Raw genomic sequence first — 12,946 nt, 5'->3', positions numbered from 1 at the left:
AAGTTGAGTTAGAAGCTTATAACTTAAATTGAAAACAAAGTAAATCAGCCAGATATAGGCGTGCCGGGTTGTGTAAAAGTATAGCCCAAATTTAATATTGACTTTTATGCTTGTTCACAGAGTCTGTGTATCTTTAAGTTTATAAAACCAATTAACTGTTTTAGCTGCACTACAATTAAACTGGAAGGTTCGATAAAATAAAAACTATAAAAAATGGCAGAATTTTGGGAAGAAAATTTCAGCGAAAAACAAGAAATGTGGGGCCTTGACCCTGCAAAATCCGCTGAATTGACCAAAGATTTCTTTGTTGAGAAAAATTTAAGAAATATACTTATTCCTGGTATTGGATACGGGCGCAATGCGCAAGTTTTCAGAGAAAATGGAATTGAGGTTACGGGAATTGAAATCTCTAAAACCGCTATTGATTTAGCCCAAAAACATTATGGTACCGAAATGACCTTTTATCACGGTTCCGTTACAGAAATGCCATTTGACAATAAAAAATATGACGGTATTTTCTGTTACGCACTCATACACCTACTTGACACAAACGAAAGAACAAAATTAATACATGACTGCTATAACCAGCTGGCAGATAACGGCCAAATGGTTTTTACCGCAATAACAAAAGGTGCCCAAAATTTTGGTAAAGGAAAGCGAATTGAAAAAGACCGATACGAATTTCACAAAGGGGTGAAAATATTCTATTATGACAAAGAATCAATTGCATCTGAATTTGGTGATCATGGCCTCTATGAAATTGTTGAAGTAGAGGAAAACCAGCCCATGTTTTTAATTAAATGCGAAAAAAACTAAAAAATTTTTCCTCGCAAAACTCCAAACTTTCAGTTTTTCTTATGATTGCAGTCCCCATTTTTAATGAATGGTTTGCCTATTTTTGTACCCCAAAAATTTAACAAAGCTGCTGTATTATGGGTTTAGAAGTAAGTTGTTTTACCTATAGCTAACCCGATTATCGGAAACTTAAAAGAATGTTGATGGATACAAATGAAGAATTGCAAAATGGGAGCAACGCTATTGCCCCAACAGTTTCAAAACAAAGCCTACAGACAGCATACAATGATGTTTTTAGAAAGTCTGCCAATGAACCCGGATTTTACGTTTGGAATTTTGGAAATAAAATAGATTCCACAACATTTAGGCAAAATATGGTGGATATTAAAAACGAACTTTCTAAACTCTGTGAGCTGCACTTAAACAAGCAACTTAATTTTCAAAGTATCGGCAGGTTCAACCACCAACATTCTAGCAGACCTCACCGAGACACTGCCAAGCCACACTCATTTTTGATGTTGGGCTATGAACCAACAAAGGTGAACAATAAAGTATATGTTACGGACTATTCCAAATACATTGATAGCCAGCAAATTTCTCTTAAAGAATTCTTTGGAGGTGACCCAGATGCAAACCTTATTCTAGATAACAGTGTTCTAGAACCTTTTATTACCGAGTTAAACCCTTTCCCTAAAGAGAATTATAGACTATTGTTACTGAATAACAGTAAATCTTTTGAAGATGCCACATTTGGTGTTTTTCATAGTGCAGAAATCATAGAAAAACTTGAGGGAGAAAACAGGGTCCTAAACTACAACATGATGCATTTATGCAATTTAAACACTGAAGAAGAGTACAATTTACAAGCGATCAACGACTTTGTACAAACCGACCAAATTGATGGCTAATAAGTGATAACGTGGGGTATTCCAATTTCAAATAGAGCTTGACAAATTAAAAAAAAAGAACTTAGTTTAATTTATGGCCCTAATTGGTAATCATTAAATACTTAGCTACTTTTTTAAAATAGTAAAATAAAAGGTGCTTCCAGAGCCTTCTTGGCTTTCCACCCAAATCTTTCCACTGTGGTATTCCACAATTTTTTTAACAATGGACAAACCTATTCCCGAAGAGGAACTGGTACTTTCTAATTTTGTAAAAACCTTGAATATTCGTTCAAAATAATCAGGATTGATTCCAATTCCATTATCTTTTACAAAAAACTCGTAAAACTCATTGTTTTCAGTAAATCCAATTTCAATGACTCCTTGCTCTTTATCGCTATACTTTATGCTATTGGTAATTAAGTTTTGAAAGACTTTCTCAAACTTCCAAGTACTGCCAATCAGTTTTGGCATATTTTCCTGTACAGAAATTTTTATATTATCCGGTACCGTAATCGTCTTTAGAACCTCACCTATCAATCCGTTAATATCAATTTGCCTGTCATCAGACTCTAATTTATCAATTGTTGAATAATCTAAAATACCTTTAATAATTTGGTCCATTTTCTCCACATTAAAGAGAACTTTATGCAATGGCTCAAATGAATCTTCGCTCAGCGCCTCTTTATTATCATCTATAAACCAACTAATTAAGGTGTTTATATTTACTAACGGGGCCTTTAAGTCATGAGAAACGGCATGAGCATACTCATTTAACTGCTCATTCTGAAGTGATAAACTTTTTAGCAATTCTTCCTTTTTCCGTTCTTGTTCTTTAATAAGTTCTTCGTGCTCTTTTCTTTGGATAACATTTACCAGCATATTTGCGAACACAAAAAGAATTTCCTTCTCATTTTCGGAAAACTTGTTAATTTTTCTAACCGAATCAAAACCAATAAACCCGATTAATTCATTGTTTTTAATCTTTGGTATGGCAATTAGACTTTTAATGCCTTGAGGTTCTAAAATTCCACGCACACTATTTTCTCCACCATCAGGTAACTGGCTAACATCTTCTATATACAAGGCTTCACCTTTTTTATGGGCGTCCAGCCATTGGGTAAGAAACTCAATAGGAATATTTTGCAAATTATCAATCTCCGCCTCTATTCCCGTATTACACCATTCATAGGTATTAGAAGTAGTCCGATTGACCAAGTCATAAGAAAAAATATAGCTTCTGTCCGCTTCTACAAATTCACCAATTTGTTTTAAAGATTTGTTTAGAACCTCATCTATATTTGATAAATCCGTATTAATGTATGTGGTAGAAATACTGATTAATAACTCTTGAAAACGTAATTGGCGCTCTATAATTTTATCTTTCTCAACCTGTCCAAAATCATCTGTATTACTATCAATTAGATTCTTTTCGCCCATAACAATTTTGCTTTTTCCTTAAAGTTGATTTATCTAAAATCCTTTTAATTTTCTGTTATCCTATAGTGAAACGTTGCTGTCACACACTTTATTGGAGATTTGCATGTATTTTTATAATATTTGAAGGTAGAATTACAGACTACCTTTAAGAATTTACCCCTATATCTTTCTATAATATTATTCTTACAAATAATTTAAGATTTAAAGTTACCAAAATTCATAAATTAAGCGAAAGTTAAAAAGCTAAAAATGAATATAGTAACACCTACAAAACCGGATTAAAACATTCTACTACCTACAATAGGTTTCCAAAACCATATTTCTTTACTCTTTGTGGTATCTTGCACCTTTATCTAATGCTGATATCATCGCTTCAACAACTTACCATATCGTACCCCAACTGACCACGCCTATACGACTACAAGAGTACGGTGTGGGTATTTTTGCTTCGGTACCCACAAAATCCGCATGGAAAAAAGTCCTAAATAAAAATTTGGTTACGGTAAACGATACTATTGCCAATACAGCGACTTTTATAAAGGGCGGGGAAACCATTTCTCTCTTGAAACCACTGGAACCGAAAACTCGAAAAAAACTGATTTTTGAGCTCAAAGTTATTTTTGAAGATGAACATCTTGCAATAATTCATAAACCTGCTGGTATTCTGGTAAGTGGCAACAGTTTTAAAACCATTGCAAACGCGCTTCCTCAAAATTTAAAACCTAGCTGTCTGGTGGACGCCACAACGCCACAGCCTGTACATAGATTGGATTATGCCACCACCGGGCTTTTGTTAATTGGAAAAACGGCTAGTAGCATTCGCAAACTCAATTTACTTTTTGAAAATAAAAAGATTCAAAAGATCTATTATGCTGTGACCATAGGAGAAATGGAGCTTTCAGGAAAAATAAGCTCCGAAATTGACGGTAAAAATTCTGAGAGCCTTTATGCTGTGATTCATTCTGTTGCTTCAGAAAAATATGGATTATTGAACTTAGTAAAAATAGACCCAAAAACGGGAAGACGCCACCAGTTGCGAAAACATTTGGCTTCTATTGGCAATCCTATTCTTGGAGACCAAACCTATGGAAAAGAAGGTTTTATTTTAAAAGGAAAAGGACTCTATCTACATGCTTATTCGCTAGAATTCACCCACCCTTTTACGGCAGAGCAAATTCATGTGAAAGACAATTTACCGAAACGATTCACTAAAATTTTCGGCATACTAAAATAGATTTTCAACACTACCCTGCAAAAATCTCCCAATCTTTAAAAACAGGCTCATATCCTTGTTTCTTAATCATTTCGCTGATCTCGGAAGTGGAACGCTCATCGGAAATTTCAAATTGCTCCAAAGATTCCGGTTCGGCAGTGTACCCACCGGGGTTGGTTTTGGACTCTGCACTAATCGAAGTTATACCTAATTTAATGATGTTGTTTCGGAACGTTTCACTTTCCCGTGTTGACATTGAAAGTTCTACATCTTCATCCAACAGCCTGTAAGCACAAATAAGTTGAACTAAATCGGCATCGGTCATTTCAACCTTCGGCTGCACATCCCCTTGGTGTGGCCGCAATCTCGGAAATGAAATGCTATACTTCGTTTTCCAATACGTCTTTTGCAAATATTTTAAGTGCATGGCCGTATAAAAACTATCCACACGCCAGTCTTCCAAACCGAACAAAGCACCTATTCCTATTTTATGTATTCCTGCTTTTCCCAATCTATCTGGCGTATCCAATCGGTAATTGAAGTTGGATTTCTTCCCTTTAGGATGATGCACTTTATATGTAGCTTCATGATAGGTCTCTTGATACACCAAAACGGCGTACAACCCAGCCTCCATCAACTCCTCATATTCTTCTTGGTCCATGGGCTGCACCTCCATACTTATATTGGAGAAATGCGATTTTATCAACTCGATGGCATGTTTTATATAAGCGACGCCCACTTTTCTGTTCGCTTCACCGGTTACCAATAAAATATGGTCGTATCCCAATTCTTTGATATGGGCTACTTCTTTTAAAATTTCAGCATCCGTAAGTGTTTTTCTTGGGATTTTGTTTGTCATGCTGAATCCGCAGTAGGTACAAATATTTTGGCATTCGTTGGAGAGGTACATTGGCAGGTACATCTGTATGGTATTTCCAAAACGTTTTTTGGTCAATTGATGGCTCCGTTGCGCCATTTCCTCTAAAAAAGGTTTAGCGGCCGGAGAAATCAGCGTTTTAAAATCATCCAAAGAAATACTTTCCTTTTTTAAAACGGCAGCAACATCTGCTTCGGTTACGGTATAAATTTCCCGTTCCAACGTATTCCAATCATAAGTATCAAATGTATCTCTGAAGGACATAAAATTTGGTTCTAATTTAAAAATGAGGTCAACGGGCTACTCGCTTCGGCAACTTCTTTCATTGGTGCCAGTTTAGCTCGGTAGGCCATCCGACCTGCTTCCACGGCCATTTTAAACGCTATTGCCATTTCAACCGGACTTTGGGAAACTGCTATGGCTGTGTTCACCAAAACTGCATCTGCACCCAATTCCATGGCATAAGCGGCATGCGACGGCGCTCCAATACCGGCATCAACTATAACAGGTACATTGCTCTGTTCCATAATTATTTTGAGAAAATCATCGGTTTTTAAACCTTTATTACTGCCAATAGGCGCTCCCAAAGGCATAACGCACTGCACACCCACATCTTCCAATCGCTTGCATAATACCGGATCGGCGTGAATGTAGGGCATCACTACAAAACCTAGTTTCACCAATTCTTCGGTAGCTTTTAGGGTTTCAACAGGGTCTGGCAATAGATATCTGGGGTCAGGATGAATCTCTAATTTCATCCAATTCGTTTCTAAAGCCTCACGTGCCAATTGTGCTGCAAAAACGGCCTCTTTAGCTGTCCTCACTCCAGAAGTATTTGGCAATAGGTTGATATGTTCCGCATTCAAACTCGTAAGCATATCATCAGCCTTGTTCTCTACTTCTACCCTTTTTAATGCCACGGTAACCAATTCGCTTTCAGAAGCTAAAATAGCCTCTCGCATCTTCTCGGAACTTGAAAACTTACCCGTACCAGTAAATAATCTGGAGTTAAAAGTCTTATCCGCTATTTGAAGTACATCTTTCATGACTAAAATTTTGTTTCGCTATTCCAAACTTGCTCGTTTGCACTAGGTGCTTTCAATAATTGGTGAAAAGCATTTATTTTATTGAAGTCACGTGTAATTTCTCCTGATGCTGCAATACCGTGCACCTTTGTTTTTAATATTGCCGGAACATCATCTAAAGTGATGCCACCGATGGCAATTATGGGCGTATCGGACTTCAACTCTTCTACGATACTATGATACCCCATAAGTGGGATAATCGGACTCAGATTTTCTTTTGTTGTCGTAAAACGAAAAGGCCCAAGACCTATATAATCGACTCCCTTCTTCACTAAGGCCAAGCAATCATCTAGTGTATTTGCCGTACCACCGATCATGTAATATTCACCTAGCAGTTTTCTGGCTACTGCTGGGTCGGCATCAGTTTTCCCCAAATGAACTCCATCTGCTTTAACCTCTTTGGCAATTTGATAATGGTCGTTAATTATCAATCTCGTTTGATAATGAGCGGTAATCTCCCTTGCTTTCTCCGCGGTCTTCAACACCACATTTTTCTTTACGTTCTTCAAGCGCAATTGTACTAATTCCGCTCCTGATGTACATGCCTTCTGAATGTTTTCAAGATGTTCTTCAGGTGTCTTTCCTTGAGATATATAATGTAATTTTGGTATGTTCATATTACGTATTTCTATAAAATTCTTGCATCGCCTTAAAATCTTCAATAGGCGTTTTACTGTTCCAAATTCCTCCTAAAACCCCAACACCTTGAAATCCCAATTTTTGAATTTCAAGCAAATTGTTTTGGGTCACCCCACCCATACCAATGATTTTTTTATCGATATGGTTTACATCAAAACCCCTGCCTTCATATCCTTTTTTTGATATGGATGAAAACACGGGACTCAACAAATGGTAATCAAAAGCAAAGGTACAGTCCTGCAACTGTTCAGGTTCATGAAAGGAAGAACTTATAGTTTTGACCTTCGCCCTCTCCGCTCCCAATGACGAAATATATGCTTTTATTGTCTCGTCGGTGCTCTGCTTCTTTTCTCTTCCGGATTGAAAAATAGTTCTCCTCTTCTGCTCTTGAAAATGGATTCCCTTTAAATCAAATTCACTTATCAACTCATGATGAAGGTGTGTTATAATTCGGTTATGATATTTTTTATCAATTCTTTTCAAATATGCTAAATGCCCCTCGTAATCCTTATTAGGTTTACGTAGGTGATAATATTCCAATCCTTCTTGAAACAACTTATTTAGCAGCTCCAATTCATTGGTCACATCGGTTTCAGGGGCAATCAGAACAACCATTTACAAATATACTTCTGAACCTTTATCCTTAAATTCTTGCGATTTTTCTTCCATTCCCTTTTGAATGACTTCATTATCAATAATGTCATTTTCAGCCGCAAAATCACGTACCTCTTGAGATATTTTCATGGAACAGAATTTTGGTCCGCACATCGAGCAGAAATGTGCAATCTTGGCACCATCTGCAGGTAAGGTTTCATCATGATATTCTCGTGCCAGTTCCGGATCTAGACCAAGGTTGAACTGATCCTCCCAGCGGAATTCGAATCGCGCTTTGCTCAAAGCATTGTCACGATGCTGTGCACCGGGATGCCCTTTTGCCAAATCTGCCGCATGGGCCGCCAGTTTATAGGTAACAACCCCTGTGCGAACATCATCCTTGTTGGGTAATCCTAAATGTTCTTTAGGCGTTACATAACACAACATAGCACAACCGAACCACCCAATCATGGCAGCTCCAATACCGGAAGTAATATGATCATAACCGGGAGCAATATCCGTAGTTAAAGGACCTAATGTATAAAACGGCGCTTCGTCACAAACCTCAATTTGCTTCTCCATATTTTCCTTTATCATATGCATAGGCACATGACCAGGACCTTCAATAAAACATTGTACCTCGTGTTTTCTGGCAATCTGTGTTAACTCACCCAAAGTTTCCAATTCAGCAAACTGAGCTTCGTCGTTCGCATCGGCAACAGAACCAGGTCTAAGCCCATCACCCAATGAGAATGCTACATCATATTGTTTTAGAATCTCACAAATATCTTCAAAATGGGTATACAAAAAGCTCTCTTTGTGATGCGCCAAACACCATTTTGCCATAATAGAACCGCCGCGGGAAACGATACCAGTTACCCTTTTTGCGGTCATTGGTACATAACGCAACAATACGCCTGCATGAATGGTAAAATAATCCACACCCTGTTCGGCCTGTTCAATTAGGGTATCTTTAAAAATCTCCCAAGTTAGGTCTTCAGCAACCCCGTTTACCTTTTCCAACGCTTGATAAATAGGCACTGTCCCCACTGGTACCGGTGAATTACGAATTATCCACTCGCGGGTTTCGTGTATGTTTTGACCAGTTGAAAGGTCCATTATATTATCCGCTCCCCAACGGCAAGCCCAAACTGCCTTTTCTACTTCTTCCTCAATAGAAGAGGTTGTGGCCGAGTTACCGATATTTGCGTTAATCTTTACCAAGAAATTACGACCTAATATCATAGGCTCCGCTTCAGGGTGATTGATGTTTGAGGGAATCACTGCACGCCCACGAGCCACTTCTTCACGAACAAATTCCGGCGTTATTTTAGACGGAATAGCAGCACCAAAATGCTCTCCTTTGTGTTGTTTTACAATCTCTGTCATTTCATCTATTCGCTGATTCTCACGAATGGCAATGTATTCCATTTCTGGGGTAATAATGCCTTGTTTTGCATAATGTAACTGAGTAACATTCTTTCCTTTTTTTGCGCGCAAAGGCATTCTCAGATGCGAAAAACGCATATGGTCTAAACTGGTATCGTTTAAACGTTGGTTGCAATATTCCGAAGAAAAGCTATCTAATTGCTCTACATCATTTCGGTCTAAAACCCATTTTTCACGAATCCGCTCAATTCCTTTATGCACGTTTATATCCTTCTCTGGATCTGTATACGGACCCGAAGTATCATATACAGTTACAGGCTCGTTCGGAGTCAATTTTCCCGTTAAAGAATCTTTGGTATCGCTCAGCTCAATCTCACGCATAGCCACTTTAAGCTCTGGGTGAATTTTTCCATTTACATAAATTTTCTTTGAATTTGGAAAGGGCTGTCTTGTAATTTGACCTTCTTTTGGTGCAGTGTCTTTGTTTTTCATTTTTTTAGTGGCTATATGCTTTAAGCTATTTGCTCTTGGCTTGTTTAACTATGTGTTCAATTCTTTAGTAGATAGACTGATGGAAGTTGGATACGTATGTTTATCCATTAACCACCTTGCGCAGCTTGAATGACCAAAATCTGATCTTGGTCTTTCAGTTCTTGGGTCTGCCAATCACTTTTGGATACAACTTGTTCGTTAATAGCAACGGCAACACCATTTAGTGAAGAATCAATTTGATTGAGAAATTGATAAATGGTAGTTTTCGGGTTGACCTCTAACCGTTTTTGGTTCATGTGAATCGTTATCATACAGAATAGTTTTATGCTGTAACGATAGAGGCCCGTACGTCTTTGAAAAGAAAGTGCTCCGTGAGAAAACCTCGGACACTTTATTGAAAAGTGTTGTAAACATCTATTTCAAAATGTTTTTCAACTTTTCCCTTCGTCGGTACTAACCGCATCAGGTTCAAAGGGTATGTCTCAGTCCCAATAAATAGGAACACCCCTAAAGTTTACATTTACAAATGTATACAATGAAGATTAAAAAAAAGAATTTAGTTGCGCCAAATTGGTCAAAACAAAAAAAGGGAAAAAGCTATGCTCCTTCCCTTTCTTCCCTTCAAGTATTTATTTTCTTCTATTCTACTACTATAAACTCCGATCGTCTATTCATCTGGTGCTGTTCCTTGGTACAGGGCACCCCGTTGCTACAATCGTTGGTCAACTGGGTCTCGCCAAAACCTTCAAAGGAGATACGGTTCTCAGCAATACCCTGCCCTACTAAGTATTCTGCAGTAGACTTGGCCCTATTTGCAGAGAGTTGCATATTGTAACTGTCGTTCGCACGAGAGTCCGTATGCGATCGTACCTGTACCTTTACGTTCGGGTATTCGTTCAAATACGCCAGTACTTTGTTTATACTGATGCGTGCATCATCACGGATAAAGTGCTTGTCAAAATCAAAATAGATCGGTTCAATATTCAGATACTTCGCAAGGTCCGTCCCAACTGGTGCCGATTTATCCGCTTGCGCCAATACTACCTCTATACCCGTAGCGTCTTGCGCATTGACCGTAGCGAACATCTTGTCTCCCTCATCATAATCCGCCTTCGTGGCCACAATTCTATAGTTCCCGTCAGTACAGTCGCCCTCCATGGCAAATTCGCCGTTGGCATTCGTTTCGGAACTCGCCATTAGGTTCTTTTTGCTATCATACACTTTTATGGAGGCGTTGGCCAGCAATGCTCCTGTTGTTTTATCCTTAACCGTACCCGTAATATTGGTGTGGCAGGTAAAATCCAAAGATTCCGTCTCTAAGAAACCATAAATGTCGTCACTACCTAATCCACCTTCACGATTGGAGGCGAAGTATCCTTTTTTTGTTTCTTCATTTACTATGTACGAAAAATCATCTTCTTCACCATTCAATGGCCTTCCTACGTTAATGACCTTGCCACTATCATTCTTTAGGTCTGTAGCGAATACATCAAGACCGCCCAAACCCGGATGTCCGTCCGATGAAAAATAAAGAATATTGGATTCTGTTACAAAAGGAAAGGTCTCCCTAGCCTCTGTATTTATTTGTGGCCCTAAATTTTGTGGTGCCCCAAAAGTTCCGTCTTTGTTGATTTCCACGGAAAATATATCGGACTCCCCAGCTGTTCCCGGCATATCCGATGCAAAGAACAGTTTTGTTTCGTCCTTATTGAGCGTTGGGTGCGCCACGGAGTAACCGTCTCCGTTAAAAGGTAACTCTGTGATATTGCCCCATTCCCCGTCTAAAAGATTGGCCCTGTATATCTTCAGTCTACTTATCCCTTCCTCATCCCTGGAGAATTTACCATTGTCCGAGTTATTACGGGTAAAATACATGGTCTGCCCATCTTTGGTAAAGGCCGTAGAGGATTCATGTGTTTTCTTGTTCAGTTTTCGGTCCAGCTTTTCCAAAGCCGTAAAGTTACCTTGATCGTCTCCCGTAGCTTTGTAAAGGTTTAGAAAGGCTCCGTTGTTCCATCTATGGATGTTTTTGGATATCCGTCCGCTGTCTCTTGCTGTGGAAAAGACCAGGTCCTTTCCATAAAAAGAAGGTGCAAAATCCGATACTTTTGAATTCAGTGCTAGATTTTTTAGCTCGTATCTTCCCGAGCGTTCCTCGATCTGGTCCAAATAATCCAGGTTGTTACCAAATGCCAGTGCCCGTTGATCATTAGATCTTGCCGTCTTAAACTTGTTCATCCAAATATCGGAAGCCTCGTACTTTTCCAAGGACTTTAGCGTTTGGGCGTAGCGGTACATATATTCTGGGTCTATATCCGTTATCCCTAACTGGAACAATTGACCGTACCAATTGGAAGCTTCTTGATAGTTCGCGTTCAAATAGTTCGCGTTGCCCAGGTTTTTGAAGATCTCCTCTTCCGTATACCCATCCTCCACTAAATCCTCATAAGAACTTATTGCCGAGGCGTAGGCGTAGTTCGTAAACTTGGTATCCGCTTTTTTTATCTTTTTCTCTTGTGCCTGAGAGACCATGGTCATTACCGCTAGGCCACAGAATATATATCTTGCTTTTTTCATGTCTTGTCTATTAGAAGAATCTAGGGGTAATCACTCGTTTGTAACGGTTCAGGAATTCGTACCTAAGGAAGACTTCAAAAGAGCCATGATTGAACCTCGTTGCACCTAAATCGGTAATCTCTCGATCATAGGCGAGACCCAGCATTAACTGGTCGTTTAGCTGAAACCCGAACAGCGCACTCAGGGCAGCGTCCCATCTATAGGCAAGTCCTAACGAAAACTTATCGTTCATTAAAAAGTTAGCACTCAGGTCTACTTGTAATGGTGCTCCTTTTACCGCTTTGACCAATGCCGCAGGTTTGAACTTCAACCTTTGGTTTACATCAAAAACATAACCCGTAATGAAATAGAAGTTCATACGCTCCTCCGCAAGAAATGAACTGGCATCCGTATTGGAACCGTCAAAATGCTCCGTCTGAAGGAAGTTGGGTACCGATAGCCCCGCATAAAAATGGTCCGTGTGGTAGTATACACCGGCTCCAATGTTGGGAGAGAACTTATTGTCTATATTGGGCAGGTTACTTTCCGCTCCATAGTTCCTCAACTTAGAAAAATCTACGTTCAGAAGGTGACCGCCAGCTTTCAGACCAAATGACAGTTTGCCCTCACGAGACGTATTCACCGTATAGGAAAATGCCGCATCTACATAGGTATCCTGGTTCGTTCCGTTACCGATTTCATCGTTCACGATAGATAGGCCCAACCCCACTTTACCTGAAACCGGTGTATGGAAATTCAACGTCTGGGTCGTTGGGGCCCCATCTAGGCCCACCCACTGCGAGCGGTGCAGTGCGGCAATACTAAACACCCCTCTAGAACCTGCATAGGCCGGGTTTACCGATATGGTGTTATACATGTACTGTGTGTACTGTGCATCCTGCTGACTAAACACCGAGACCAGACCGGCAAATAAGAAGAGGATCGTTGTTACTACTTTTTTCATGGTTATTTGTTTTTTTGG

12 protein-coding genes and 1 riboswitch are annotated in these 12,946 nt (G+C 39.2%); of the genes, 3 read left to right on the top strand and 9 right to left on the bottom strand.

The genetic code is table 11. The features are described from left to right. Positions 1–213: 213 nt before the first annotated feature. Both P0077_RS15840 and P0077_RS15835 read left to right on the top strand, forming a co-directional pair. Entirely contained in the window at positions 214–816 is a 603-nt protein-coding gene (locus tag P0077_RS15840; protein ID WP_276166185.1) for a class I SAM-dependent methyltransferase, read from the top strand. A 182-nt stretch (positions 817–998) separates the two neighbouring features. After that, a complete protein-coding gene (locus P0077_RS15835; protein WP_276166184.1) occupies positions 999–1,703 on the top strand; it encodes a hypothetical protein in 705 nt (234 codons plus the stop codon). Positions 1,704–1,808: 105 nt separating this feature from the next. Here P0077_RS15835 and P0077_RS15830 read toward each other — a convergent pair whose 3' ends face one another. Continuing rightward, the gene (locus P0077_RS15830) at positions 1,809–3,119 is read right to left on the bottom strand and encodes a sensor histidine kinase (protein WP_276166183.1); all 1,311 of its coding nucleotides are present in this window, start codon (positions 3,117–3,119) and stop codon (positions 1,809–1,811) included. Positions 3,120–3,450: 331 nt separating this feature from the next. Here P0077_RS15830 and P0077_RS15825 point away from each other — a divergent pair, with 331 nt between their 5' ends. Further along, entirely contained in the window at positions 3,451–4,353 is a 903-nt protein-coding gene (locus P0077_RS15825; protein WP_349292959.1) for an RluA family pseudouridine synthase, read from the top strand. 10 nt (positions 4,354–4,363) lie between these two features. Here P0077_RS15825 and thiH read toward each other — a convergent pair whose 3' ends face one another. The 8 genes from thiH to P0077_RS15785 all read right to left on the bottom strand — a co-directional run bounded on the left by thiH (position 4,364) and on the right by P0077_RS15785 (position 12,928). Beyond that, on the bottom strand, positions 4,364–5,473 hold the full coding sequence (gene thiH / locus P0077_RS15820; RefSeq protein WP_276166182.1) for a 2-iminoacetate synthase ThiH: 1,110 nt from the start codon (positions 5,471–5,473) through the stop codon (positions 4,364–4,366). 11 nt (positions 5,474–5,484) lie between these two features. Further along, on the bottom strand, positions 5,485–6,255 hold the full coding sequence (locus P0077_RS15815) for a thiazole synthase (protein ID WP_276166181.1): 771 nt from the start codon (positions 6,253–6,255) through the stop codon (positions 5,485–5,487). Positions 6,256–6,257: 2 nt separating this feature from the next. Beyond that, complete coding sequence (gene thiE, locus P0077_RS15810; RefSeq protein ID WP_276166180.1) at positions 6,258–6,911, bottom strand: thiamine phosphate synthase; 654 nt, start codon at positions 6,909–6,911, stop codon at positions 6,258–6,260. A 1-nt stretch (position 6,912) separates the two neighbouring features. Further along, positions 6,913–7,548 carry a thiamine phosphate synthase gene (locus P0077_RS15805; protein ID WP_276166179.1) on the bottom strand — a complete coding sequence of 212 codons (636 nt, stop codon included), beginning with the start codon at positions 7,546–7,548 and terminating at the stop codon, positions 6,913–6,915. Next, positions 7,549–9,408, bottom strand: coding sequence for a phosphomethylpyrimidine synthase ThiC (gene thiC / locus P0077_RS15800; RefSeq protein ID WP_276166178.1), 1,860 nt, complete (start codon positions 9,406–9,408; stop codon positions 7,549–7,551). Positions 9,409–9,515: 107 nt separating this feature from the next. Next, entirely contained in the window at positions 9,516–9,719 is a 204-nt protein-coding gene (gene thiS / locus P0077_RS15795; RefSeq protein WP_276166177.1) for a sulfur carrier protein ThiS, read from the bottom strand. 111 nt (positions 9,720–9,830) lie between these two features. Beyond that, positions 9,831–9,927, bottom strand: a riboswitch (TPP riboswitch). A gap of 120 nt (positions 9,928–10,047) precedes the next feature. Then, positions 10,048–11,985: an OmpA family protein gene (locus tag P0077_RS15790; protein ID WP_276166176.1), complete on the bottom strand. Its 1,938-nt coding sequence runs from the start codon at positions 11,983–11,985 to the stop codon at positions 10,048–10,050. Positions 11,986–11,995: 10 nt separating this feature from the next. Then, the gene (locus tag P0077_RS15785) at positions 11,996–12,928 is read right to left on the bottom strand and encodes a PorP/SprF family type IX secretion system membrane protein (RefSeq protein WP_276166175.1); all 933 of its coding nucleotides are present in this window, start codon (positions 12,926–12,928) and stop codon (positions 11,996–11,998) included. Positions 12,929–12,946: the final 18 nt, after the last annotated feature.

Source organism: Zobellia alginiliquefaciens (assembly GCF_029323795.1).
GTDB classification, from domain to species: Bacteria; Bacteroidota; Bacteroidia; order Flavobacteriales; family Flavobacteriaceae; genus Zobellia; species Zobellia alginiliquefaciens.
Note: the sequence above shows the minus strand (reverse complement) of the source record. Positions and strands in the feature narration are given on the sequence as shown.

Excerpts from the sequence above, each read along its gene's own strand:
- P0077_RS15840 (WP_276166185.1), top strand. The coding sequence starts at position 214 with ATGGCAGAATTTTGGGAAGAAAATTTCAGCGAAAAACAAGAAATGTGG.
- P0077_RS15835 (WP_276166184.1), top strand. The coding sequence starts at position 999 with ATGGATACAAATGAAGAATTGCAAAATGGGAGCAACGCTATTGCCCCA.
- P0077_RS15830 (WP_276166183.1), bottom strand. The coding sequence starts at position 3,119 with ATGGGCGAAAAGAATCTAATTGATAGTAATACAGATGATTTTGGACAG.
- thiH (WP_276166182.1), bottom strand. The coding sequence starts at position 5,473 with ATGTCCTTCAGAGATACATTTGATACTTATGATTGGAATACGTTGGAA.
- P0077_RS15815 (WP_276166181.1), bottom strand. The coding sequence starts at position 6,255 with ATGAAAGATGTACTTCAAATAGCGGATAAGACTTTTAACTCCAGATTA.
- thiE (WP_276166180.1), bottom strand. The coding sequence starts at position 6,911 with ATGAACATACCAAAATTACATTATATATCTCAAGGAAAGACACCTGAA.
- P0077_RS15805 (WP_276166179.1), bottom strand. The coding sequence starts at position 7,548 with ATGGTTGTTCTGATTGCCCCTGAAACCGATGTGACCAATGAATTGGAG.
- thiC (WP_276166178.1), bottom strand. The coding sequence starts at position 9,408 with ATGAAAAACAAAGACACTGCACCAAAAGAAGGTCAAATTACAAGACAG.
- thiS (WP_276166177.1), bottom strand. The coding sequence starts at position 9,719 with ATGATAACGATTCACATGAACCAAAAACGGTTAGAGGTCAACCCGAAA.
- P0077_RS15790 (WP_276166176.1), bottom strand. The coding sequence starts at position 11,985 with ATGAAAAAAGCAAGATATATATTCTGTGGCCTAGCGGTAATGACCATG.
- P0077_RS15785 (WP_276166175.1), bottom strand. The coding sequence starts at position 12,928 with ATGAAAAAAGTAGTAACAACGATCCTCTTCTTATTTGCCGGTCTGGTC.